Here is a 24,440-nt window from a genome sequence, read left to right on the forward strand (position 1 = left end):
TGCGCCTGCCCTCTATAAAAACGCCAAAAAAACAGTGAAAAAAGCCGATTTCCCGGCGTCATACACCCGTCGATCACACGCGCTCACCGTGTCGTGAGGCTGCGCTGTGATGAGCCATGGCGAATTTCAACACGCTGCTAAGTGCTCCCCCTTTCACCGACACCCCTGAATGGCGCGCTCAAGTGCGGGATTTGAAAAAAAACGGGAAAACAACTTTTTGGCAAGCGGGTGATAAATATCAGGCGGTGTTGAGCATTCATCGCTTCAAGGACCGACGACACCCTGATGAAGAACGCTACCTGATTGACTTGAACCTCTCCAAACTCTGGTTACCCCGCTATGTGGAGTAAATCAAAGGGCTGGGCACTGATCATCGCCGCTGGCAACGGTGTCCGATGAGCATCCGACAAACCCTGCAAGGGCGCAGGCGCAAGTGGCTCCTGTTACTGGCGATACTGGCTGTGTTCGGATTGGTGCGCCTATGCATTGACGCATTCTCCGACGACCCGGAAATAGCCTTGATCATCGGTGAGCCCTGGGAAGACATGCGCCAGCGCTCCACGGCCGATATCGACCCGGCCATACCGGGGCACGTTTGGGGGCGGTTCCCTGAAACCGATGCGCGCTTGCGCTTGGTTGATCCGCAATACGGCTTTACCACGCCTCTGGCCAAGTTCTTCGCTATTACCTTTAACAACGAACGCGTAGACGGCATCCGTATGTCACCGCAGATCGAACCCCTGCTGCTGGATGACGCACTCAAGGTCGTTCTGGATTTGCAGAACCAATGGCGACAAAGCTGCTGGAAAGTGATCTATCCGGAGGAGGATCCCCCCTTCGCCGACACCCCTGAATGGCGCGCTCAAGTGCGGGATTTGAAAAAAAACGGGAAAATAACTTACTGGCAAGCGGGTGATAAATACCAGGCGATGTTGAGCATTCATCGCTTCAAGGACCGACGACACCCTGATGAAGAACGTTACCTGATTGATTTGAGTGTCGCCCCACCTTGGCTACCCACGCATGTGGAATAAGTCACAGGGCTGGGCACCGATCATCGCCGCAGGCAACGGTGTCCGACAAACCCTGCAAGGGCGCAGGCGCAAGTGGCTCCTGTTACTGGCGATACTGGCCGTGTTCGGATTGGTGCGCCTATGCATTGACGCATTCGCCGACGACCCGGAAATAGCCTTGATCATCGGCGAGCCCTGGGAAGGCATGCGCGTACACCCAAATACACAGAACACCTAGCGTTACCTGACGGTACGTAATCTCTTCGCGGCATTTTTATGACGCTATCACCCTCCCGCAATCAATTTATTTCATGGCTTTGAGGGTGTTTGAGCCTTGCACCAGTTCGCTTCGCCCCACAAGCTATGCTTCATTATCTTTACGTTTACCCAGGGAAGAAGGTCAAACCCATGCGAATACTTGTCACAGGTGGTGCGGGATTTATCGGCTCAGCGCTGATCCGCCACCTCATTAACAACACCGACCATGACGTACTGAATTTCGACAAGCTGACGTACGCAGGTAATCTGGAATCGCTGCAAAGCATCGTAACCAATACCCGGTATGAATTTGTACAACAGGACATCGTCAATCAGGACGCTGTCGCCAACGTACTGGCCCGCTTCCAGCCTGAGGCGATCATGCACCTGGCGGCAGAGTCCCACGTTGACCGTTCTATTGATGGCCCATCGGAATTCATCCAGACCAACATCGTCGGGACCTACAGTTTGCTGGAGGCCACCCGTAGCTACTGGTCGGCCCTGCCAGAAGCCGAACGTGCGTCGTTCCGCTTCCACCACATCTCCACCGATGAGGTGTATGGCGATCTGCATGGCGTCGACGACCTGTTCACCGAAACCACTCCTTACGCGCCCAGTTCGCCGTATTCGGCCAGCAAGGCGGGGTCCGATCACCTGGTTCGCGCCTGGCATCGCACTTACGGCTTGCCGGTGGTGGTGACCAACTGCTCAAACAACTATGGGCCGTTCCACTTCCCGGAAAAGCTCATTCCGCTGGTGATCCTCAACGCGCTGGCCGGTAAAAAGCTGCCGGTGTATGGCAATGGTCTGCAAGTGCGCGATTGGTTGTTCGTTGAAGACCACGCCCGCGCATTGCTCAAGGTCGTTACCGAAGGTGCGGTCGGCGAGACCTACAACATCGGCGGCCACAACGAGCAAAAAAACATCGACGTGGTGCGCGGCATCTGCGCGCTGCTTGAAGAGCTCGCACCCGAGCAACGCAAAGGTGTCGACAACTATGCCGACCTGATCACTTATGTGACTGATCGCCCTGGCCATGACATGCGCTATGCCATCGACGCCAGCAAGATCGAACGCGAGCTGGGCTGGACGCCGGAAGAAACATTTGAATCAGGGCTGCGTAAAACCGTGCAGTGGTACCTCAATAACCTTGAGTGGTGCCGCAACGTGCAAGACGGCAGTTATCAGGGCGAACGCCTGGGCACTCACTTAAGGGATCTGATCGCATGACCAAAGGAATCGTACTGGCAGGTGGCTCGGGCACGCGCTTGCACCCCATCACTCTGGGTGTCTCCAAACAACTGCTGCCGATCTACGACAAACCGATGATCTACTACCCGATTTCAGTGCTGATGCTGGCGGGGATCAAAGACATCCTGATCATCTCCACACCGTTGGACCTGCCGCAATACCGCGCCTTGCTGGGCGATGGCAGTCAGTTCGGCGTGCATTTCCACTATGCCGAACAACCCCGGCCGGACGGCTTGGCGCAAGCATTTTTGATCGGTGAAGAGTTCATCGGCGATGATGCCGTGTGCTTGATTCTGGGCGACAACATTTTCCACGGGCAGCACTTTAGCGATCAGCTCAAGCGCGCGGCCGATCACAAGGTTGGTGCCACCGTATTTGGCTACTGGGTGAAAGATCCAGAGCGCTTCGGTGTGGTCGATTTCGATGAGAAGGGGCAAGCGCTGTCCATCGAAGAAAAACCCAAGACGCCGAAATCCAGCTATGCCGTCACCGGTTTGTACTTCTACGATAACGAAGTGGTGCAAATCGCCAAAGACGTCAAGCCGTCGCCACGCGGTGAGCTGGAGATTACCGACGTCAACAATGCTTACCTGCATCGCGGCGACTTGCGTGTCGAGCGTTTCGGTCGCGGCTTTGCCTGGCTCGACACCGGCACCCACGACAGCTTGCTGGATGCATCGCAATACGTGCAGACCATCGAGCATCGCCAAGGTCTGAAAGTCGCGTGCCTCGAAGAAATTGCGTTTCAGAATGGCTGGATTACCCGTGCAGAATTGCTCGGTCGTGCCGATTACTTCGGCAAAACTGGCTACGGTCAGTATTTGTTCAAAGTTGCAGGGGAAAATCAGTGAAAGTAACCGCCAGCGAAGTGCCTGACGTCCTCATTATCGAGCCGAAAGTATTTGGTGATGAGCGTGGTTTCTTCTATGAAAGCTTCAACGCCAAAGCCTTCGCTGAGCAAACTGGCGTGACTGCGCAGTTTGTGCAGGACAACCACTCACGCTCGCAAAAAGGCGTGTTGCGCGGGCTTCACTATCAAGTGGAGCATGCGCAGGGCAAGCTGGTTCGCGTCACGGCGGGCGAGGTATTCGATGTCGCCGTGGACATTCGCCGCAGCTCGCCGACCTTCGGTCGTTGGGTGGGCGTTCATCTGTCAGCGCAAAACGCACGGCAGCTCTGGATTCCACCCGGCTTCGCCCACGGCTTTCTGGTGCTCAGCGATGACGCCGAGTTCCTCTACAAAACCACCGACTACTACACCCCTAGCGCCGAGCGCTGCATTCGCTGGGATGACCCGGAGCTGGCGATCGATTGGGGCGTGAGCGCACCGCCGAAACTGTCCGCCAAGGATCAGGACGGCAAACGCTTCAAAGATGCGGACCTGTTCCCATGAGCGTGCCGGGTATGCCGCTGCGCATTCTGATCAGCGGCCAGCACGGCCAAGTGTCACAGGCATTGCAGCAGAGCCTGAACGGTATGGGCGAGCTTGTCGTGCTGGGTCGTGATCGGTTTGACTTGAGCCAGCCGCAATCGCTTCGCACTCAGGTGCGCGACATCAAGCCAGATTTGATCATCAACGCTGCGGCCCATACCGCAGTGGATCAGGCCCAAAGCGAGCCAGAGCTGGCGTTGACGATTAACGGCGTCTCACCCGGTGTGCTGGCGCAAGAGGCGGAAAAGCTCGGTATCCCGCTGATTCACTATTCCACCGACTACGTGTTCGACGGCAGCAAAGAGACACCCTGGAACGAGTCCGACATTCCCAACCCGTTGGGCGTGTATGGCAGCAGCAAACTTGCCGGCGAGCAGGCCATAGCGGCGGTCGGTGGGCAGCATCTGATTTTGCGTACCAGTTGGGTGTATTCGCTGGTGGGGCATAACTTTTTGCTGACCATGCAGCGGTTGCTGCAAGAGCGCGAAAAGCTGACGATTGTCGCAGACCAGATCGGCGCACCGACCTGGGCGGGCACCATTGCTCGCAGCACGCGGCAATTGATCGAGCGCTGGCAACGCGGTGAGCAGGGCGCCTGGGGTGTTTATCACCTGACGGCCAGTGGCGAAACATCGTGGTTCGGCTTCGCTCAGGCGATTGGCTGGCAATTGATCAAGCAGGGGAAGCGATGCGCCACCCTTGAGCCGATACCGTCCAGCGCTTATCCGACCCCAGCCACCCGGCCCCTGAACTCGCGCCTCGATTGCAGCCTGCTGCAGCGTGAGTGGGGTGTCAGTCAACCGCATTGGCATGATGCATTGCTGGAGTGCTTAGCGCAGCAGCGGTAGGCATAATGCGCTGATCTGCTCTGAACACCGATCAACTGTCGGAGCTGCCCAAGGCTGCGATGTGCTGGAGTGCCCCGCCAATTATGGGGTGAACTTCATGGCTCGCCGCCTTCGGCAGCGCCTACCGATTGTGTGTCAGGCGAACCTAATGTGGCGCATGGCACTATGAAATCCACCTCCACTCTCCCACGCCGTCCCCGCTGGCGCAGCCTTGCGTTGTTGGCCCTGATTCTGGCGCCGTTGCTGTGGCCGCTCGAGCACTTGGCCGAGCGCTATTACCGCAACGAATTGCTGAGCCAGAATCGCCAGACCCTTGACCTGTACGTCGCCAACCTGCTCGGTACATTGCGTCGCTATGAAGTCCTGCCGCAGATACTCGGTGACATTCCTGGTCTGCGCGCCGCCCTGACCAATCCACAGGATCAACAGGTTCAGGACGCCGCCAACCGCCTGTTGATGAACATTGCGCAGCAGACCGGTGCCGAGGTCATCTACCTGATGGCGTCCAACGGCGACACACTGGCGGCATCGAACTGGGACAAACGTGACAGCTTCGTGGACCGCAACTTTGCATTCCGCCCCTATTTCATTGATGCCATGACGGGCCGTCTCGGACGCTTCTTCGGCCTGGGCACCACATCGGCAAAGCGCGGTTACTTCTTTGGTGCAGCCGTACGCGATGGCAATAATGTGATCGGCGTGCTGGTGGTCAAGGTAGACCTGGACCACACCGAAACGCTGTGGGGCAAAACGCCCGAGCAACTGCTGGTCACCGACCATAACGGGGTCGTGATCCTGACCTCGAACCCAAATTGGCGTTTCCGCGCGACCCGCCCGCTCAGCGAAGAAGAGAAGCATGCCATCGTCGCCAACCAACCCTATCCGACCCGCGACCCACGGCCGTTGCTGCTCGATGAGCAGAGCTGGCTGATCCAAACGCAACACATCGAGGAAACCGGTTGGAGCGTGAATATTCTGGCGCCCCGCGTATTGGTCTCGCGTCCGGTGCGCACGGTGGTTGCCGTGGGTGGTGCGACTTTGCTGGTACTGATGCTGCTGCTGGGCATCATGATGCAGCGCCGTCGCCATTATCTAGACCGCATTGCTTTCGAGGCCAAGGCCCGCCGCGAACTAGAAATCCGCGTGATCGAGCGCACCAGTGATCTTGAAGGCGCCAACGGGCGGCTGCGCCAGGAAGTACTTGAGCGCGAGCACGCTCAACAGGAGTTGTTCAGAGCACAGGATGAACTGGTACAAGCAAGCAAATTGTCGGCGCTGGGGACGATGTCGGCGAGCATCAGCCATGAGCTCAATCAACCCCTGGCCGCGATTCGCAGTTATGCCGAAAACGCCGAGGTATTGCTTGATCATCAGCGAACCGAAGACGCGCGCGGCAACCTCAAGCTGATCAGTGAGCTGACCGGGCGTATGGCGTCCATCATCGCGCACCTGCGTGCCTTCGCCCGTCGTGATCGGCACGCGCCGGAAAGCGTGGCCCTACAGCCGGCGCTGGACGATGCGTTGGCACTGTTGGCCAAACGTCGACGCGCCATGGAAGTGGAGCTGATTCGTGATCTGCCCGCTGCGACGCTGTGGGTGCAGGCAGGGGAGACCCGGTTGCGCCAAGTGCTGAGCAATGTGCTGGCGAACGCGCTGGACGCACTGACCGAAAAAGGCCCGCCGCGCAAGTTGTGGATCAGTGCCGAACACTCTGACCAGGGGGTGAATTTGTACATCCGCGATAACGGCCCGGGGTTCTCCCAGGAAGCGCTGGAACGGGCCCGCGAGCCGTTCTTCACCACCAAAACGCGCACCCAGGGTCTTGGCCTCGGACTGGCGATCTGCGATACGCTGATGCGCGCGCTGGGTGGCGAGTTGCTGTTTGCCAACCATCCTGAAGGCGGCGCATTGCTGACCTTGCACATGCGCGCTGGCGCTTCGGGCGTCAACCTACAACCGTCGGAGGATTTATCTGCATGAGTACCGACACCGCCATCGACAGCCGGGTACAGGTGGTGCTGATCGACGACGACCCACATCTGCGCCAGGCCCTGAGCCAGACGCTGGATCTCGCCGGGTTGAAAGTTCTGCCGCTGGGTGATGCCCAGGATTTACCCTCCCGTATCGAGCGCGATTGGCCCGGCGTCATCGTCAGCGATATTCGTATGCCAGGCATTGACGGGCTTGAACTGCTGAACCAGTTGCACGCGCAGGACCCTGAGCTGCCGGTATTGCTGATCACAGGTCACGGCGATGTGCCGCTCGCGGTTCAGGCCATGCGCGCGGGCGCTTACGATTTCCTTGAAAAACCGTTCGCCAGCGACGCCTTGCTCGACAGTGTGCGCCGCGCGCTTGCGCTGCGCCGCCTGGTGTTGGACAACCGCAGCTTGCGGCTGGCCCTTAGCGATAGCCAGCAACTGAGCAACCGACTGGTCGGGTTTTCCGCGCCGATTCAGCGTTTGCGCGACCAGATCGGCGCGCTCGCCGCGACCAGGGCCGATGTGCTGATCCTCGGTGAAACAGGGGCGGGCAAAGAGGTGGTTGCACGGGCGCTACATGATTTGTCCAATCGTCGGACCGGGCCGTTTGTGGCCATCAACGCCGGAGCGCTTGCGGAGTCGGTGGTGGAAAGCGAGCTGTTCGGCCATGAGCCCGGCGCGTTTACCGGCGCGCAGAAGCGTCGCATCGGCAAGTTTGAGTTTGCCAACGGCGGCACACTGTTTCTCGACGAAATCGAGAGCATGAGCATGGACGTGCAAGTCAAACTGCTGCGGCTGCTGCAGGAACGCGTGGTCGAGCGACTGGGGGGCAATCAACAGATTGCGCTGGATATTCGCGTCATCGCCGCGACCAAGGAAGATCTGCGTCACGCCGCTGACCAAGGCCGCTTCCGCGCCGACTTGTATTACCGACTGAATGTAGCGCCGCTGCGGATTCCGCCCTTGCGCGAACGTGGTGAGGACGCCCTGGTGCTGTTCCAACACTTTGCCGACGCCGCCAGCCTGCGCCACGGTTTGTCTCGTCACGAGCTACAGCCGGGGCAGCGTGCCCTGCTGCTGCGTCACTCCTGGCCTGGCAATGTGCGTGAATTGCAAAATGCCGCCGAGCGCTTTGCTCTGGGGCTGGAGTTGGAACTCGAAGGTAACGAGCAACCTGATGTATCCAGTACTAGCGGCGGGCTCAGCGAACAGGTGGAGAGTTTTGAGCGCTCATTGATCGCCGCCGAATTGTCGCGCCCACACAACTCAGTGCGCAGCCTGGCCGAAGCGCTCGGGCTGCCGCGCAAAACGTTGCACGACAAATTGCGCAAACATGGCCTGACCTTCAGCGGCGGCAGTCACGATGAAACCGAATGATCGCGAGAATTCCAGTATGACCAACAACGATCTCATCCAGGCCAAGGCGCTTGAAGCGGTGCTGCACCACGATATTCCGCTGACCCGCGACATGGGGTTAAACGTGTTGAGCTGGCACGATCATCAACTACGCCTGCATCTGCCGCTGGGGCCGAACATCAATCATAAAAATACGCTGTTCGGTGGCAGCCTGTATTGCGCAGCGGTGCTGGCAGGCTGGGGCTGGTTGCATCTGCGCCTGAGAGAAGAAGGCATCAACGAGGGCCATATCGTGATTCAGGAAGCACAGATCAGCTATCCGTTGCCCGTAAAAATCGATGGCATCGCTATTTGCGAAGCGCCGGATGAGGCGTTGTGGACGCGGTTTCTGACGATGTATCGACGTCGGGGCCGGGCGCGGTTGACGCTGAATACGCGGATTGTGGCGCAGGATTCAGAAGCGTCGGCTGTCACGTTCAGCGGGCAATTCGTACTCCATCGATAACACCGCACATTTTCTGTAGGGGTCGCCGACGTCCAGACGCCGCGCTGTCGCGCAGAAAACGTGGCTCCTACAGAAAATCTCTTTTATTCAGAGAGTTATGTTGTGTTTGATAGGGGGCAACGTGTTGGCGACGTGGCTATTGCGGTGTATCAGCCAGGACACCTCGCGAATAAATTCGCTCCTACAGTTGATCAACCGAGCTTGACCGGGAGTAGAGCATCTCCAGAGGTTTGATTTGTGTCCAGCTTTCGGCGCGCAGCTCATACCCCTGTAGGAGCAATCGGAGGTTACGACGGTCGCGATGCTATTTACCTGACACGCCGCAATCGTCGTAGCCGTTGATTACTTCAGGTTATGAGCCTGCCAACTCCAGCAACGCTGCGCGCCACGGGGCCTTGGCCGGTAACGCCAAGAAGAACCCATTGAGCAACGACTCCCGCGCCGGGTAGCTGAATACCTCCCCCGATAAATCCAGCACCACACCGCCCGCGCCCTCCAGCACGCCCTGGGCCGCGGCAGTGTCCCATTGCGAAGTTGGCGCCAGGCGCGGATAGCAATCGGCAGCGCCCTCGGCCAATAGGCAAAATTTCAACGAGCTGCCAATGTTGGTCAACTGCAACTCTCCGACCACCGACGCCAATCCGGCCAGCAGCTTTTCCTGCTCAGGGCTTGAGTGACGACGGCTGGCGACCACTGTGAACGTTTCATCAGCCGCCAGCGCATTGCGCACGCAGATGGGCGCGATGTGCTGGGCGTCATCACTGCGCCACGCGCCAAGCCCTGCGCCGCCGAAGTAACAGCGATTGTTGGTCGGCATCGACACCACGCCAAATACCACCCGACCGTTTTCGATCAGCGCCACATTGACCGTGAACTCTTCGCTGCCAGAGATAAACTCCTTGGTGCCATCCAATGGGTCGACCAGCCACCAGCGCTGCCAGCCCGAGCGCTCGTTCAAGGGGATGTTTGCGTCTTCTTCGGAAAGGACATGAATATCCGGTGCCAGTGCCTTCAGGCCAGCGGCCAAGACTTCATGCGCGGCCAGGTCGGCGGCGGTCACCGGGGTATTGTCGGATTTTGCTGTGACTTCAACGCCTGCGCGCCAAAACGGCAGAGTGGACTCTCCAGTTCGTCGGCAGAGATCAATGACTGGCGCCAGCAATGGATGCGGCAAATGGGCAAACACATCGGTCATGGCTGAAAGGCTCCACGCTGAGTCAATAGATCGCGGACCAAGTACAGCGCGGCTAAGGCGCGGCCTTCGGAGAACTGTGGGTGCTCGATCAGGCTCGACAGCTCACGCAAATTGACCTTGTCGACACGCATGGGCTCGGGTTCGTCGCCTAAGAGTCGTTCTTCATACAAGTCAGTGGCCAGCACCACCTGAATTTTCTGGCTCATGTAGCCGGGGGACAGCGACAGCTCGGTGAGATGTTCCAGCTGGCGCGACCCAAAGCCAGCTTCTTCCTTGAGCTCGCGATTGGCGGCGGCCAGCACGTCCTCGCCCGGCTCGATCAAGCCCTTGGGCAAGGACAGTTCGTACTCGTCAGTACCGCCGCAGTATTCCTCGATCAGCACCGCGTGCTCGGCATCGAGCATCGCCACGATCATTACTGCGCCGTAACCGTTGCCGCGCCCCACCAGACGCTCGTAAACGCGTTCGACGCCATTGGAAAAGCGCAATTGCACTTCTTCGACACGGAACAGGCGGCTGCTGGCGACGATTTCGCGCGCAAGTATGGTGGGTTTCTGGCGCATGACGAGCTCCTTGGGTGGACGGAGTACTATACCGTGGCTTTTCCGAATGTCCTTAGTCGGATCTGCCGACGTTACTTTTCATCGCCGAGAGATTCACATGCCTTCTTTACCCTGGCACGACATCGACACCGTTCTACTGGACATGGACGGTACGCTGCTCGACCTGCACTTTGATAACCACTTCTGGCTTGAACACCTGCCACAACGCTACGCCGAACTGCACGGCGTCAGCCGGGCCATGGCTGAAATGGAGCTGCTGCCGCTGTTCGAGAAAAATGCAGGCACGTTGAACTGGTACTGCACCGATTTCTGGAGTGCCGAGCTTAAGCTGTCGGTGCGGGAGCTAAAGACAGAGATCGCCCACCTGATCGCGTTGCGCCCGGACGCGCAGACCTTTCTCGCAGCACTCAGACACGCGGGCAAGCGCGTCATCATGATCACCAATGCTCACCGCCATTCGCTGTCGTTGAAGATGGAGCGGATCGAATTGGCGCCCTATTTCGAGCGCATGATCACTTCGCACGACTACGGTTTTCCCAAGGAAAACCCTCAGTTCTGGGATGCGCTGCACGCGGACATCGACTTCGATCCGGCGCGCAGCCTGTTTATCGACGACACGTTGCCGATCCTGCGTAGCGCGGGGCGTTATGGCATCAAGCACCTGTTGGCCGTGCGTGAGCCGGACAGTCGCAAAGGGCCGAAAAATACCGAGGAGTTTGATGCGGTTGCCGATTATCGGGATTTGATTGTCGGCCTTTGAGCCATGATCGTCTGCGCTGATGTCTTCACGGATGTGTCCGCCTCCACCCGCCATATCTGTAGGCGCTGCTGGAGGCTGCGAATGCGGTGTTACATGCAAACCGCATCGTAGCCTCCGGCAACTCCTACCGCGACAGCAGCATGGGGGAGCAGATTTGTCCACGAAGGCTGCCTGTCGGTTAATACAAAGCTTATTCCGGGATGCGCAACACCTGGCCAGGGTAAATCTTGTTCACATCCTTGAGCATTGGTTTGTTGGCGTCGAAGATTTTCTGATACTTGTTCGGATCGCCATACACACGCTTGGAAATCGCGCTCAGCGTGTCGCCGCTCTCGACCGTCACAAATTTAGCTGCCACCACGGCAGGTGCCCCGGCTGCCACTGTCAGTTGGTCATCCACGCTGCCGACCCCCTGGATATTGCCCGCCGCCAGCACGATCTTCTCTTTCTCTTCCTGGCTGGCGACTTCACCCGTCAATATGACTTTGTCGCCTTCGACGGTCGCGTGAACATTCGGATTGCCCAAGCCGACATCTGAAATGTGCTTCTTCAGTACTTCGCCCGCATTGGCGTTGCCCGCCAGTGCACCGAGAATCTTTTCACCGGCGTCTTTCAGAAAACTAAAAATACTCATCACTCGCTCTCCTTACGTTGTTGTATGTCCCAAGCAACAACCTTAGCCCGCTGACCTTGCCTGGACAGCACATCCGACCAATGACCTTAGTAGAAGGTTTCAAGCCATGCGGCATCCTGTCGCGCTAGAATCGGCGCGCCTGCCTTGTACCCAGTGGAGTGACGATGGACATCAAACAGCTGAAATTCCTGATTGCCCTCGACGAAACCCGTCATTTCGGACAGGCCGCAGCGCGTTGTCACATTACCCAGCCGACCTTATCCATGCGCTTGCGCAGCCTTGAAGAAGAGCTGGACCTGCCGCTGGTCAATCGTGGTCAGCGCTTCGAAGGTTTCACCGCGCCAGGCGAGCGCGTGCTGGCATGGGCGCGTACCGTGCTCGCCGCATACGACGGCTTGCTGGCAGAAGCCGCCGCCTGTCGCGGGCATCTGGTCGGTACGTTGCGGCTGGGCGTGGTGCCGTTGTCGAACTTCGATCCCTTGCCGCTGCTGCAACGCCTGCATACCATTCATCCCAACATGCGTTTTGAGCTCTCGTCCCTGAGCTCCGAGCAGATCCTCGATCAATTAGCGAGCAATCGCCTGGATCTGGGGGTTTCGTATCTGGAGCGTCTGGATAATGACCGTTTCGACTCGCTGGAACTGGCCGAGACGCGCATGGGCCTGATGTACGACCAGCGTTATTTCAGTTTCGGCGATGCCCCGCTGAGTTGGGAAAGCCTGATCGAACTGCCCTTGGGCATGCTCACCAGCGGGATGCATTTTCGTCAGTCCATCGACCACAACTTCCACAGCCGCGGCCTGCAACCGCAACCGTTGATCCAGACCGATGCCGTGCATCAATTGCTGCAAGCGGTGCATGGTGGTTTTTGCTGCGCAATCATGCCCCTTGATGGCGGCTTGGAATCACTGACCGAACATCTGCGATTACAGCCCATCGAAGAGGCGCAAACGCTGGCTCGTCTGGGCCTGATTATGCGTCGCGCGGCCCCGCGCTCTGCATTGGCGGAAGCGTGTTTTGGCCTCTATCAGAAAATGGTCGAGCTATCTTGATCGACGTCATCTATCGTTGCATCAGTACTAGCGATTAGACGTTATCCGACGAGAGGCCTAGGCTAAAAGCCTGAAACCTCTGCCGGTACTTCCCCATGCACGCCAAGCGCACGGACAACACGGCGCCCGCGAAAACTCTGCCCGCGCCTGCCGCAAGTCAGTCCTACAGCTACTCGAATCTTGCGCGTGACGCCGTTGAACCGGCGGATCTTGCCGAAGAGGTGGCTTTGGCTATCGCCTACAACGGCATCAGCCAGGCGGTGATGCTGGTCAGCCCGACTGACCTTGAAGACTTCGTCGTCGGTTTCAGCCTGGGCAGCGGCATCATTGCCTCGCCCGACGAAATCTATGACATCAAGCTCGGTGGCTGTGGCTCTGCACAAACAGCAGAGGTCGAAATTGCCAGTCGTGCATTCTGGAACCTCAAAACCCAGCGTCGACAAATGGCCGGGACCAGCGGTTGTGGTCTGTGCGGCGTGGAAGCGGTTGAGCAGGCGTTACCGGAACTGAACGTGCTGCCAGGCGCTCCACTGCCGCCCGCCGCCTGGCTTGAAGGTTTGCGTCACCGCATCAGCGAATTCCAGCCCCTGGGCCAGCATTGCGGCGCGGTCCACGCGGCGTTGTTCATGAATAATCGGGGTGAGTTGCTGATGGGCCGCGAAGACATCGGCCGGCACAACGCCCTCGACAAGCTGATCGGTGCGCTGATCCGGCAGAACATTCCCACCGCTGGTGGCCTCGCTATCGTCACCAGTCGTTGCAGCCTCGAATTGATCCAAAAAGTATTGCGGGCAGGCATTCAGACCTTGGTCAGCCTGTCCTCGCCCACCGGCCTGGCACTGCAATGGGCGCGTCGTCACAACCTCAATTTAATCCACCTGCCGCAAAAAAGTGCGCCGCGGGTCTACAGTCCCGCGATGGAGAGTCCAACTTGAGCATGCACAAACAAGCCGACAAAACACCAACCCCACGCTACAAACCGTATAAAGGTCCGGCCGGTGGATGGGGCGCGCTGATCAGCGTGACGCAAGCGTGGCTGACCAGCGATAACGCGTTGAAGAACCTGCGCATGATGCTTAAGACCAACCAGAACGGCGGTTTCGACTGCCCAGGTTGCGCGTGGGGCGATTCGCCAGAAAGCGGCATGGTCAAGTTCTGCGAGAACGGCGCCAAGGCTGTGAACTGGGAGGCGACCAAGCGGCGTGTCGATCCTTCGTTTTTCGCTCGTTACAGCGTCAGCGCGTTGCTGGAGCAAAGCGATTATTGGCTGGAGTATCAGGGCCGTCTGACCGAGCCAATGGTCTACGACGCGCAAACCGATCGCTACAAGCCGATCAACTGGGACGACGCATTCGCGCTGATCGCCAAGCACCTGAATAACCTGCCAAGCCCCGACATGGCCGAGTTCTATACCTCCGGTCGTGCCAGCAACGAAGCGGCGTATCTGTATCAGCTGTTCGTTCGTGCATACGGCACCAACAACTTCCCTGACTGCTCGAACATGTGTCACGAAGCCAGTGGTGTGGCGTTGTCGCAAAGCGTTGGCGTCGGCAAAGGCACTGTCACTTTCGACGACTTCGAACACGCGGACGCGATTTTCGTCCTGGGCCAAAACCCGGGCACCAACCACCCACGCATGCTGGAGCCGCTGCGCGAAGCGGTGCAGCGTGGTGCCCAGGTCGTCTGCGTCAACCCGCTCAAAGAGCGCGGTCTGGAGCGCTTCCAACACCCGCAGCACCCGCTGGAAATGCTCAGCAATGGCTCCGAGCCGACCAACACCGCTTACTTCCGCCCGGCGCTGGGCGGCGACATGGCGCTGTTGCGCGGCATGGCGAAATTTCTGCTGCAGTGGGAACGTGAAGCTCAGGCCAACAATGCAACGCCGGTGTTTGATCACGACTTCCTCAACGAGCATACCCATGGCGTGCTGGAGTACCTGGCGCAGATCGACGACACCACATGGGATGAGATCGTTGAGCAATCCGGCTTGCCGCTGACCGACATCGAGCGCGCCGCTCGCATGTACGCCAAAGGCAAGAATGTGATCATGTGCTGGGCAATGGGCATTACCCAACACCGTCATTCGGTGCCGACCATTCAGGAAGTCGCCAACCTGATGCTGCTGCGCGGCAATATCGGCCGTCCCGGCGCAGGCCTGTGCCCGGTGCGCGGTCACAGTAACGTGCAGGGCGACCGGACCATGGGCATCAATGAACGCCCGCCGGTGTTTTTCCTCGATGCACTGGAAAAACGCTTCCAGTTCAAAGTGCCGCGCACCAATGGCCACAACGTGGTTGAAGCCATCCACGCGATGCTCGAAGGTCGCTCGAAAGTCTTCATCGGGTTGGGCGGCAACTTCGCGCAAGCCACGCCGGACAGCCCGCGTACCGCAGAAGCACTGCGTAACTGCGACTTGACCGTGCAGATCAGCACCAAGCTCAACCGCAGCCATTTGATGCATGGCAAAGATGCGCTGATTCTGCCGTGCTTTGGCCGTACCGACATCGACATCCAGGCTGACGGCCCGCAAGCGGTCACGGTTGAAGACTCCTTCAGCATGGTCCACGCCTCCAACGGCCAATTGAAGCCGCTGTCGCGTGACATGCGCTCTGAGCCGGCGATTCTTGCGGGCATTGCCAATGCGACGCTGGGCAAGAAGCCGGTGGACTGGCTGTGGCTGGTGGAAGATTACCGCCGCATTCGCGACCTGATCGCCGACACTATTCCGGGCTTCAAGGACTTCAACGAGAAGATCAAGAATCCGGGCGGCTTCTATCTGGGCAACGCTGCTGGCGCTCGTCGCTGGAACACCCCAAGCGCGCGCGCCAACTTCAAGCCAAACGTGCTGCCGGTTGATCTGGTGCATGAAGGCGTTCGCGCTACGGGCATTGTTCCGGATCTGATCATGCAATCAATGCGCTCTCACGATCAGTACAACACCACCATTTACGGCCTGGACGACCGCTATCGTGGCGTTAAAGGGCAGCGTGACGTGATGTTCCTGAATGAAGCCGACATCATCCGCCTGGGCTTCGTACCGGGGCAGAAGGCCGACATCGTGTCGATTTGGGGCGATGACATCGAGCGTCGCGTCAAGGGCTTCACCTTGCTCGCGTTCGATATCCCGGCAGGTCAGGCTGCGGCTTATTATCCAGAAGTGAACCCGCTGGTGCCGCTGGAAAGCGTAGGGGATGGCAGCAGCACGCCGACCTCCAAGTTCATCGCCATCAAGCTTGAGCGGCATTCGGAGATTGCGCGGATCATTTGATCCACTGCGTAAGCACGCTACCCGATCATTCCCATGCTACGCGCCGCTTCTGGTCGCGGAGCGTGGGAATGATCGTCATTGCTCGGTCAAGCGATGGGTGTACATCCTGCATTCAGCCAGCAGTGCCAGCAAATTGGGGTCTCGCTCGCGGGCTTTCAGGAACACCAGCCCGATGTGTTGCTGCATCCGATAGCGGTCTTGCAGCGCAATCAGACGCACGCGGTTTTCATAGACGGCTGCAATTCTGCCCGGCAGCAACGCATAACCCACCCCTGAACTGACCATGCTCAGCAGCGTGAAGATGTCGTTCACCTGCATCGCCACTTTGGGCTCGAAACCCGCTTGCCGAAACACCATCGCGCCATCGCGATGAGTGGCAAAACCTTGGGTGAGGGTAATGAAGGTGGCTTCGCGCAAATCACTCAGATCCACCTCACTCTGTTGGGCGAAGGGCGAGTCCACCGGTGCCGCCAGGAAGATGTCATCGGAGAACAGCGGTAAATGCTCACAGTCCGGGTCGTTCACGGTTTCATTGAGCGACACCAGAATCGCGTCCACTTCCATGTTCTTCAGTTTGTAAAACAGGTCGATATTCGAGCCCAGGATCAGGTCGATATTCAGTTCGCTGCGGCGGATCTTCAGGCCCATGATCAACTGCGGTACGGTTTTCACGGTCAACGAATAAAGTGCCCCCAGCTTGAAGCGTGCAGCCGAGAATCCTGCGGCCTCACGTGTCAGCTCAACGGTCGCGAGCACGTCCTGCACCAGTTTTTGCGCCCGCTCTTCCAGCACATACGCGCTTTCCAGCGGCGTCAGGTTGCGACCTTCATGTTTGAACAAGGGGCAACGCAATGCGCTTTCCAGTGAGTGGATGGCCCGATGCACGCTGACCGTACTGGTCTGCAACTCCACCGCCGCGCGTGTCAGATTGCCGGTGCGCATGAACGCCAGAAAGATCTCCAGCTTCTTGAGGGTCAACTCTTCGTCGATCTGCATGGCACACCGTTGTTATTGGAATGCCCCTGATTGTGCCCTAAAACCAGTCTGCGCCCAGCCCCGAACTGATCAAACCCAAGGCGACACAGAACAGGATCAGCCCGTTAGCGGTTGCCTATTTTTGGTTGTTTATCCATACGGCTTACTTTTTTGGCAGGCGATTGTTCTTAAATACGGTGTCAGAAATAGAGCAGCAATCGCCAGATGTCCGCGATTGACCGGTTTGAGTTTGCGCAGGGGGATTGCACTTTGACGCGTCAAGCCTGAGCCTTACCGCCGATTTTTGGTTTTTTTGAGGTGGAGAGTGAATGTATTACGGTGAGCGATTCAATGCCTGGACGCATCTGGTGGGCGCTGTGCTCGCGTCTATCGGTGTGGTCTGGCTGCTGGTCATCGCCAGCTTTACGGGCGATGTGTGGAAGATTGTCAGTGTCGCCATCTACGGCGTGGCACTGGTGTTGTTGTACAGCGCATCGACGGTTTATCACAGCATGCGCGGGCGGGCGAAAACGATCATGCAAAAGGTCGATCACCTGTCGATCTACTTGCTGATCGCTGGCAGCTACACGCCGTTTTGTCTGGTCACGTTGCGCGGTCCCTGGGGCTGGACGCTGTTCGGGATTGTCTGGGGGCTGGCGGTGATCGGTATGCTGCAAGAGATCAAGCCGCGCTCCGAAGCTCGCGTGATGTCGATTGTGATTTATGCGGTAATGGGCTGGATCGTGCTGGTGGCGGTCAAGCCGTTGATAGCGGCGCTGGGCATGACAGGCTTCATCTGGCTTGCGACCGGCGGCGTGTTGTACACCGTTGGCATTATTTTCTTCGCCCTCGATCACCGGCTGCGCCATGCCCATGGGATTTGGCATTTGTTCGTGATCGCCGGGAGTTTGCTGCACTTTGTGGCGATCACTTTTTACGTGCTGTGAGTTGTAACTGCGTCGACTCCATTCGCTGTCTTGCAGGCGCCTAAGATCAGAAATCCCCCCACAACTGCTGCGCCACACTCAGCGCCACAACCGGGGCGGTTTCGGTACGCAGCACGCGTGGGCCGAGGCGGGCGGCGTGAAAGCCTGCGTCCTGGGCCTGATCGATTTCAGAGTCGTTCAGGCCGCCCTCCGGGCCGATCAAAAAGGCCAGGGTGGTGGGTTTCTCGTGGCTGGTCAGCGGTTCGGCGACCGGGTGCAGCACCAGCTTCAAATCGGCTTCGGTGTGTTTGAGCCAGTCGGCCAGGGTTACCGGGGGATTGACCACCGGCACCACTGAACGTCCACATTGCTCGCACGCGCTGATCGCGATCTGCTGCCAATGCGCCTGGCGTTTCTCGGCGCGTTCGTCCTTCAGGCGGACTTCACAGCGCTCGCTGATGATCGGGGTAATTTGCGTCACGCCCAGTTCGGTGGCTTTTTGAATCGCCCAGTCCATGCGCTCGCCGCGGGACAGGCCTTGGCCCAGGTGGATCAGCAACGGCGACTCGGCTTGGCCGGGAAAACTCTCGTCGATCTGTACGCGGACGCGTTTTTTGCCGACTTCAATCAGCGTCGCGCGAAACTCTGTGCCAGTGCCGTCGAACAGCTGCACCGCATCACCTTCGGCCATGCGCAACACGCGACCGATGTAATGCGCCTGGGCTTCCGGCAGTTCGTGTTCGCCATGGCCCAGCGTGGCGTCGATAAAGAAGCGAGACAGTCTCATGGTTGTTTCTCTTGATGTGTTCGAGGCCTCGGGTAGGGGCCGTATTAACCTGTAGCGTTGCTGCTAACCCGGATCACGAAAATCCGGATGGAAATTCTCTGGCACTGCCACGCTAACGCTGCTGCGTGTCGCAATATCGATGCCCTCGGTTGCCACTTCGGCCAGAAAGTCGATCTGCTCAGGGGTGATGACGTACGGCGGCAGAAAGTACACTACGCTGCCCAACGGTCGCAGTAACGCACCACGCGTCAGTGCGTGTTCAAACACCTTCAGGCCACGCCGTTCTTGCCACGGGTACGCCGTTTTGGTGGCTTTGTCCTGCACCATTTCGATAGCAATCGCCATCCCGGTCTGACGCACTTCGGCGACGTTCGGGTGATCCACCAGGTGCGCGGTTGCGGTCTTCATGCGCAAGGCCAGCGCCTTGTTGTTCTCGATAACGTTGTCCTGCTCGAAGATATCAAGCGTCGCCAATGCCGCCGCGCACGCCAGCGGGTTCCCGGTGTAGCTGTGCGAGTGCAGGAAAGCACGCAACGTCGGGTAGTCGTCATAGAACGCATCGTAGACGTCATCGGTGGTGATGCATGCGGCCAGTGGCAGATAACCGCCGGTCAGCGCCTTGGACAGACACAGGAAATCAGGACGGATGCCTGCCTGCTCACAGGCGAACATGGTGCCTGTGCGGCCGAAACCCACGGCAATCTCGTCATGAATCAGGTGGACGCCATAACGGTCACAGGCGTCGCGCAGCAGCCTGAGATAAATCGGGTCGTACATGCGCATGCCGCCCGCACCCTGAATCAGCGGCTCGACAATCACCGCCGCGACGCTGTCATGGTGCTGCGCCAGGGTCTGCTCCATGACGGCGAACATGTTGCGCGAGTGTTCTTCCCAACTCATGCCTTGCGGCCGATGGTAGCAATCAGGGCTCGGCACTTTGATGGTGTCCAGCAACAGCGCCTTGTAGGTTTCGGTAAACAACGGCACATCGCCCACCGACATCGCCGCCATGGTTTCGCCGTGGTAGCTGTTGGTCAGGGTGACGAAGCGTGTCTTGTTGGGTTTGCCCCGGTTGAGCCAGTAATGAAAGCTCATTTTCAGCGCGACTTCGATGCAGGATGAACCATTATCGGCGTAGAAGCAGCGAGTCAGACCTTCCGGCGTCATGGCAATCAGGCGCTCGGACAACTCGATCACCGGCTGGTGGCTGAAACCGGCGAGGATCACATGCTCCAATTGATCGACCTGATCCTTGATGCGCTGATTGATGCGCGGGTTGGCGTGGCCGAATACATTGACCCACCAGGAACTGACTGCGTCCAGGTAACGCTTGCCTTCGAAGTCCTCCAGCCAGACCCCTTCGCCGCGCTTGATGGGTATCAGCGGCAGGTTTTCGTGGTCTTTCATCTGGGTACAGGGATGCCACAGCACCTTAAGGTCGCGCTGCATCCACTGGTTATTAAGGCCCATCGTTAATCTCCTCAGGCTGTCGGGGTGACGACGTCGCATGACGTAGGGGCAAACAATCGCGCAAGCCTATGCAATGCGTTGCCATGGGACAACCTTTAGCGCCGATGAGCGCTGTTTTAGGTGCCCGACGGACATTGCTGGCGGGCGTCCAATGGCTGGCGTATCCTTCGCGCCTCTTCAAAGAATCGGACGCTAAAGTCCGACAATCCCTCTGTTTTGTTCGGAGTTTGCTGAATGCTTTCTGGTTGGCTGCGCGCCTGTGCGCTGATGATGGTTGGGCTGGTCAGCGCTTCTGCGCTCGCTGTGGATAAGCCGCACACGGCCATTGTCGTGGGTGGCGGTATGGCGGGCCTGACGGCTGCTTACGAACTGCAATCGAAGGGTTGGCAAGTGACCCTGCTTGAGGCAAAACCGACGGTCGGTGGCCGTTCCGGGCTTTCAGGCAGCGAGTGGTTCGGTAATGCCAAGGCGCAGCCGGTGCTCAACCAGTATCTGGATCGCTTCAAGTTGAAAACCGTCCCGGCGCCCGAGTTCGTGCGCACGCCAGGTTATCTCATCGATGGCGAGTACTTCTCGGCGGCCGACCTGGCAACCAAGCAGCCCGCGACTGCCGAAGCCATGAAGCGCTACGACGCGGCAATCGACGACATAGCGCGCTCGATTACCGACCCGGAAAACCCGGCGGCCACCAGCGCGCTGTTTGCGCTGGACCAGATCAACGTCGCTAACTGGCTGGATCGCTTGAGCCTGCCGGCCACCGCACGCCAATTGATCAACCAGCAAATTCGTGCCCGTTACGATGAGCCTTCTCGTTTGTCGTTGCTGTATTTCGCACAGCAATCGCGGGTCAACCGTAACGTTGAAGACCGTGATCGTCGCGCCGCTCGCTTACCGGGCGGCAGCGCTGTCCTGGCCGATGAGTTCGTCAAACAGCTGAAAGTCATCAAGACTAACTCGCCGGTTTCTGCGGTCAGCCAAGACAAGGATGGCGTGACCGTCAAGGTCGGTTCGCTCGGGTATCAAGCCGATTATGTGGTGTTGGCCGTGCCGTTGCGTGCGCTGAGCAAGATTCAGATGACCCCGGCGCTGGACGCTCAGCATCAGGGCGCGATCAAGAGCACCAACTACGGTTGGCACGACCAGATCATGCTCAAGTTCAAGAACCCGGTCTGGGAAAGCAAGGTGCGCATGACCGGCGAGATTTACAGCAACACCGGCCTTGGCATGTTGTGGATCGAACCTGCGCTCAAAGGTGGTGCCAATGCGGTGATCAACCTGTCTGGCGATAACGCACGAATCATGCAGTCGTTCGGCGATAAGCAACTGGTAGACCAGGTGCTGATCCGTTTGCACACGTTCTACCCACAAGCTCGCGGCGCATTCACCGGCTACGAAATTCGCCGTTCCAGCGTCGACCCCTCCACCGGCGGCGCCTATCTGGCGTTTGGCCCTGGTCAGATGAGCAAATACTGGCGCTTGTGGGAACGTCCGCTGCAGCGTGTAGCCTTTGCTGGCGAACACACCGACGCGCTGTATCCGGGCACACTGGAAGGTGCTTTGCGTACGGGTCAACGCGCAGCCAGCCAGGTCCAGGATCTGGCGGCAGGCAAGTCATTTGAACCTGTCAAAGTCGCTCCGCCGAAAACACCTGAAGCGGCGCCGAAGGCCAGCGGCGGTGTGGGCGCGTTCTTCTCGAACATGTTTGGCGGCTCCAAACCAGAAGCCAAACCGGCCGAGAAAGCCCCAGAGCCAGCGCCGGCGCCTGCCGCAGTTACGCCGCCGCCAGCTCCGGTCGTCGAGCCTGCCAAGCCTACTGTGGTCGAACCGGCCAAGAAGACTCCAGTCAAGAAAGAGCCTGCAAAGAAGGAGCCCGTGAAAAAGGCTCCGGCCAAACCGGCAGCGACGCATAAGGCTCCCGCCAAGACTGACGCGACCAAGAAAGCCCCGGCCAAGGCCGTCGACAAGGCTGCCACGCCGGCAGCCCCGGCAGTTGAAACCAAGAACTGACGGCTGAAACGCTGGAATGAAAGAGGCGCGGCTTAAATGCCGCGCTTTTTTCGCCCGGCGAATAATTTCGAGCCGTGAGGTGTTGTTGTTCTGTAGGAGCGAATTTATTCGCGAGACGGCGTTGCGGCTGATGATCCTTCGCGAATAAATTCGCTCCTACAGGGAGGCTGCCCAAAAATATAACGCTGCCTTAATCGAGCGTGGAAAAAATGCGACAGGAAATTTCAATCGTATTTCCTGATATTTCAAAGCAAAATTTTGCGCTTTCTTTCGATAGGTAAAGAGTTAGTCTTTCTCACAGCTTTTACAGGATATCGGCGATGCAGTTACGCAACTCTTCTTCTCGTTATGGCTGGGTCAGCATCGTTTTACATTGGGGTGTCGCGCTTACCGTCTTCGGTATGTTTGCGCTCGGGCTCTGGATGGTTGACCTGGGTTATTACGACACCTGGCGCAAGGCAGGCCCGGATCTGCACAAGAGCATCGGCATTACGCTGTTTGCGTTCATGGTAATCCGGGTGATCTGGCGTTTTGTCAGTCCTCCACCGCCAGCGCCGGCCAATCACAGTCGTTTGATAAAGGTGGCCGCCAAGCTGGGTCACGCCTTTCTTTATCTGGACCTGTTTCTGGTGATGTTCGCCGGATACCTGATTTCCACCGCAGACGGTGTCGGGATTCCGGTGTTTGGTCTGTTCGAAGTGCCTGCATTGATCAGCGGACTGCCCGACCAGGCGGACGTTGCCGGTGAAGTGCATTTGTATCTCGCCTGGGTCCTGGTGATTTTTGCGGTACTCCATGGCCTGGCTGCTTTGAAGCATCACTTTATCGATCGTGATGCGACCCTTGTTCGTATGTTGGGCCGCGAGGCCTGAGCAATCACTTCATTGAAAGGAAATCTCGCATGTTGAAAAAGACCCTTGCTGCACTGGCTCTCGGTACTGCTCTGCTGTCGGCTGGTCAGGCCATGGCCGCTGACTACACCATCGACAAAGAAGGCCAGCATGCCTTCATCAACTTCAAGATCAGCCACTTGGGCTACAGCTTCATCTATGGCTCGTTCAAAGACTGGACCGGTACGTTCAGCTTCGATGCCGCCAAGCCTGAAGACAGCAAAATCAGCATCGACGTGAAGACCGCCAGTGTGTTCACCAACCACGCTGAACGCGATAAGCACATCAGCAGCAAGGACTTCCTGGACGTTGCCAGCTTCCCGGACGCCAAGTTCGTCTCCACCAGCGTTAAAACCACCGGCAAAAATGCTGATGGCAAAGTTACTGCTGACGTGACCGGCGACCTGACCCTGCACGGCGTGACCAAGCCAGTTGTGGTCAAGACCACATTCCTGGGCGAAGGTAAGGATCCATGGGGCGGCTACCGCGCTGGCTTCGAGGGCACTACCTCGATCAAGCGTTCTGATTTCGGCAAGATGATGGACCTGGGTCCACAGTCCGACACACTGGACCTGATCATCTCGTTCGAAGGCGTCAAAGCCAAGTAAGACGGGCTGCTGCACCAAAACGCCGACCTCAGGGTCGGCGTTTTTGTGTGTGGCTATAACGAGACTTTTAGGCGCGAACTTGCTCGCGAAACGTCCTCAAGGCGACGCATCGCTTCGCCAACAAGTTGGCTCCTACAGAATCTGTCCCGCTCCAGAACGTCATGATCGGCAGATACAAAAACGCCCCGAACCAGTCGGGGCGTTTTTGGTTCAGCGCAGCTTAACCTTCGCGATTGCGGGTCAGCAGGGCTGGTTTTTCACCGCGTGGGCGGCTTGGTAATTGGTCGAGTTGTTCGGCGGACGGAAAGCGGTCGCCTTTGGACTCTTTGTGCATGATTTTCGGTGCCGGCTGACCATCGCGCGGGCCACGAACGGCGGGCTCTTGACGAGCAGGCTGCTCATCACGGGCCGGCCGGCGGTTGCGCGGCTGCTCTTCACGACGTACCTGACCCTCGCGGGCTGGACCGTTGCGCTTGGCTGCCGGAGTGCCTGAACCTGCTGGGGTGGCGGTACCAGATGCTGCGCCCGTGCCGCTACGAGGGCCGCTACGGCCTTGGCTCGGACCGCGTGGTGCTGGAGCTGCGCCAGTCGCTGGCGCGCCTGGACGGCGGCCTCGGTTCTGGTTTTTGTTCTGGTAGGGGCTGACGTAATCGGCGCGGTTAC

The 24,440-nt window shown here is 58.5% G+C and carries 24 protein-coding genes and 1 pseudogene; 18 read left to right on the plus strand and 7 right to left on the minus strand.

The window, feature by feature from the left end; translation table 11 throughout:
- Positions 1 to 116: 116 nt before the first annotated feature.
- From VGC62_RS03235 to VGC62_RS03280, 10 genes are all read left to right on the plus strand, one after another.
- A complete protein-coding gene (locus VGC62_RS03235) occupies positions 117 to 350 on the plus strand; it encodes a hypothetical protein (protein WP_331185630.1) in 234 nt (77 codons plus the stop codon).
- A 45-nt stretch (positions 351 to 395) separates the two neighbouring features.
- The gene (locus VGC62_RS03240; RefSeq protein ID WP_331185631.1) at positions 396 to 1,034 is read left to right on the plus strand and encodes a hypothetical protein; all 639 of its coding nucleotides are present in this window, start codon (positions 396 to 398) and stop codon (positions 1,032 to 1,034) included.
- The gene (locus VGC62_RS03245) at positions 1,024 to 1,251 is read left to right on the plus strand and encodes a hypothetical protein (protein ID WP_331185632.1); all 228 of its coding nucleotides are present in this window, start codon (positions 1,024 to 1,026) and stop codon (positions 1,249 to 1,251) included. Before VGC62_RS03240 ends, VGC62_RS03245 begins: the two co-directional genes overlap by 11 nt.
- Positions 1,252 to 1,421: 170 nt before the next feature.
- Positions 1,422 to 2,501, plus strand: a complete 1,080-nt coding sequence (gene rfbB / locus VGC62_RS03250; protein ID WP_331185633.1) for a dTDP-glucose 4,6-dehydratase — start codon at positions 1,422 to 1,424, stop codon at positions 2,499 to 2,501.
- The gene (rfbA, locus tag VGC62_RS03255; protein WP_331185634.1) at positions 2,498 to 3,373 is read left to right on the plus strand and encodes a glucose-1-phosphate thymidylyltransferase RfbA; all 876 of its coding nucleotides are present in this window, start codon (positions 2,498 to 2,500) and stop codon (positions 3,371 to 3,373) included. The genes rfbB and rfbA overlap by 4 nt, the downstream gene beginning before the upstream one ends.
- Positions 3,370 to 3,915: a dTDP-4-dehydrorhamnose 3,5-epimerase gene (rfbC, locus tag VGC62_RS03260; RefSeq protein WP_331185635.1), complete on the plus strand. Its 546-nt coding sequence runs from the start codon at positions 3,370 to 3,372 to the stop codon at positions 3,913 to 3,915. The genes rfbA and rfbC overlap by 4 nt, the downstream gene beginning before the upstream one ends.
- Positions 3,912 to 4,802, plus strand: coding sequence for a dTDP-4-dehydrorhamnose reductase (gene rfbD, locus VGC62_RS03265; protein ID WP_331185636.1), 891 nt, complete (start codon positions 3,912 to 3,914; stop codon positions 4,800 to 4,802). Before rfbC ends, rfbD begins: the two co-directional genes overlap by 4 nt.
- A 165-nt stretch (positions 4,803 to 4,967) precedes the next feature.
- Entirely contained in the window at positions 4,968 to 6,782 is a 1,815-nt protein-coding gene (locus tag VGC62_RS03270) for a sensor histidine kinase (RefSeq protein WP_331185637.1), read from the plus strand.
- On the plus strand, positions 6,779 to 8,158 hold the full coding sequence (locus VGC62_RS03275; protein ID WP_331185638.1) for a sigma-54 dependent transcriptional regulator: 1,380 nt from the start codon (positions 6,779 to 6,781) through the stop codon (positions 8,156 to 8,158). Before VGC62_RS03270 ends, VGC62_RS03275 begins: the two co-directional genes overlap by 4 nt.
- 16 nt (positions 8,159 to 8,174) lie before the next feature.
- A complete protein-coding gene (locus VGC62_RS03280) occupies positions 8,175 to 8,642 on the plus strand; it encodes a YiiD C-terminal domain-containing protein (RefSeq protein WP_331185639.1) in 468 nt (155 codons plus the stop codon).
- A 352-nt stretch (positions 8,643 to 8,994) separates the two neighbouring features.
- On the opposite strand, the gene cysQ is transcribed toward VGC62_RS03280, so the two are convergent.
- Both cysQ and nudE read right to left on the minus strand, forming a co-directional pair.
- Positions 8,995 to 9,837, minus strand: coding sequence for a 3'(2'),5'-bisphosphate nucleotidase CysQ (gene cysQ, locus VGC62_RS03285; protein WP_331185640.1), 843 nt, complete (start codon positions 9,835 to 9,837; stop codon positions 8,995 to 8,997).
- Positions 9,834 to 10,400 (minus strand): ADP compounds hydrolase NudE, encoded by a 567-nt coding sequence (nudE, locus tag VGC62_RS03290; protein ID WP_331185641.1) that lies wholly within the window; start codon positions 10,398 to 10,400, stop codon positions 9,834 to 9,836. The genes cysQ and nudE overlap by 4 nt, the downstream gene beginning before the upstream one ends.
- Before the next feature lie 97 nt (positions 10,401 to 10,497).
- On the opposite strand from nudE, the gene yrfG reads away from it, so the two are divergent.
- A complete protein-coding gene (yrfG, locus tag VGC62_RS03295; protein WP_331185642.1) occupies positions 10,498 to 11,160 on the plus strand; it encodes a GMP/IMP nucleotidase in 663 nt (220 codons plus the stop codon).
- A gap of 190 nt (positions 11,161 to 11,350) precedes the next feature.
- Here the strand turns inward: yrfG and lysM are convergent, their stop codons facing one another.
- Complete coding sequence (gene lysM / locus VGC62_RS03300; RefSeq protein ID WP_331185643.1) at positions 11,351 to 11,794, minus strand: peptidoglycan-binding protein LysM; 444 nt, start codon at positions 11,792 to 11,794, stop codon at positions 11,351 to 11,353.
- Positions 11,795 to 11,958: 164 nt separating this feature from the next.
- Here lysM and VGC62_RS03305 point away from each other — a divergent pair, with 164 nt between their 5' ends.
- The 3 genes from VGC62_RS03305 to VGC62_RS03315 all read left to right on the plus strand — a co-directional run bounded on the left by VGC62_RS03305 (position 11,959) and on the right by VGC62_RS03315 (position 16,114).
- Positions 11,959 to 12,846, plus strand: coding sequence for a LysR family transcriptional regulator (locus VGC62_RS03305; RefSeq protein ID WP_331185644.1), 888 nt, complete (start codon positions 11,959 to 11,961; stop codon positions 12,844 to 12,846).
- Between the two features lie 95 nt (positions 12,847 to 12,941).
- Positions 12,942 to 13,781 (plus strand): formate dehydrogenase accessory sulfurtransferase FdhD, encoded by an 840-nt coding sequence (fdhD, locus tag VGC62_RS03310; RefSeq protein WP_331185645.1) that lies wholly within the window; start codon positions 12,942 to 12,944, stop codon positions 13,779 to 13,781.
- A gap of 2 nt (positions 13,782 to 13,783) precedes the next feature.
- Positions 13,784 to 16,114, plus strand: coding sequence for an FdhF/YdeP family oxidoreductase (locus VGC62_RS03315; protein ID WP_331185653.1), 2,331 nt, complete (start codon positions 13,784 to 13,786; stop codon positions 16,112 to 16,114).
- A gap of 75 nt (positions 16,115 to 16,189) precedes the next feature.
- Here the strand turns inward: VGC62_RS03315 and VGC62_RS03320 are convergent, their stop codons facing one another.
- Positions 16,190 to 17,110 (minus strand): LysR family transcriptional regulator, encoded by a 921-nt coding sequence (locus VGC62_RS03320; protein WP_331185646.1) that lies wholly within the window; start codon positions 17,108 to 17,110, stop codon positions 16,190 to 16,192.
- A gap of 308 nt (positions 17,111 to 17,418) precedes the next feature.
- On the opposite strand from VGC62_RS03320, the gene trhA reads away from it, so the two are divergent.
- Entirely contained in the window at positions 17,419 to 18,036 is a 618-nt protein-coding gene (gene trhA / locus VGC62_RS03325; protein ID WP_331185647.1) for a PAQR family membrane homeostasis protein TrhA, read from the plus strand.
- A 46-nt stretch (positions 18,037 to 18,082) separates the two neighbouring features.
- Here the strand turns inward: trhA and VGC62_RS03330 are convergent, their stop codons facing one another.
- Together VGC62_RS03330 and VGC62_RS03335 are read right to left on the minus strand one after the other, a co-directional pair.
- Positions 18,083 to 18,802, minus strand: a complete 720-nt coding sequence (locus VGC62_RS03330) for a 16S rRNA (uracil(1498)-N(3))-methyltransferase (protein WP_331185648.1) — start codon at positions 18,800 to 18,802, stop codon at positions 18,083 to 18,085.
- 63 nt (positions 18,803 to 18,865) lie between these two features.
- Positions 18,866 to 20,272, minus strand: a complete 1,407-nt coding sequence (locus VGC62_RS03335) for an adenosylmethionine--8-amino-7-oxononanoate transaminase (protein ID WP_331185649.1) — start codon at positions 20,270 to 20,272, stop codon at positions 18,866 to 18,868.
- A gap of 234 nt (positions 20,273 to 20,506) precedes the next feature.
- Here VGC62_RS03335 and VGC62_RS03340 point away from each other — a divergent pair, with 234 nt between their 5' ends.
- The 3 genes from VGC62_RS03340 (at position 20,507) to VGC62_RS03350 (ending at position 23,777) form a co-directional block, all read left to right on the plus strand.
- Entirely contained in the window at positions 20,507 to 22,279 is a 1,773-nt protein-coding gene (locus VGC62_RS03340) for a flavin monoamine oxidase family protein (RefSeq protein ID WP_331185650.1), read from the plus strand.
- A 320-nt stretch (positions 22,280 to 22,599) separates the two neighbouring features.
- Positions 22,600 to 23,151, plus strand: a complete 552-nt coding sequence (locus VGC62_RS03345) for a cytochrome b (protein ID WP_331185651.1) — start codon at positions 22,600 to 22,602, stop codon at positions 23,149 to 23,151.
- A gap of 29 nt (positions 23,152 to 23,180) precedes the next feature.
- The gene (locus tag VGC62_RS03350) at positions 23,181 to 23,777 is read left to right on the plus strand and encodes a YceI family protein (RefSeq protein ID WP_331185652.1); all 597 of its coding nucleotides are present in this window, start codon (positions 23,181 to 23,183) and stop codon (positions 23,775 to 23,777) included.
- A 220-nt stretch (positions 23,778 to 23,997) separates the two neighbouring features.
- Here VGC62_RS03350 and VGC62_RS03355 read toward each other — a convergent pair.
- Positions 23,998 to 24,440, minus strand: a pseudogene (locus VGC62_RS03355) (DEAD/DEAH box helicase); the annotation flags it as partial.

Source organism: Pseudomonas sp. (assembly GCF_036404235.1).
In the GTDB taxonomy this organism is placed as follows: Bacteria; Pseudomonadota; Gammaproteobacteria; order Pseudomonadales; family Pseudomonadaceae; genus Aquipseudomonas.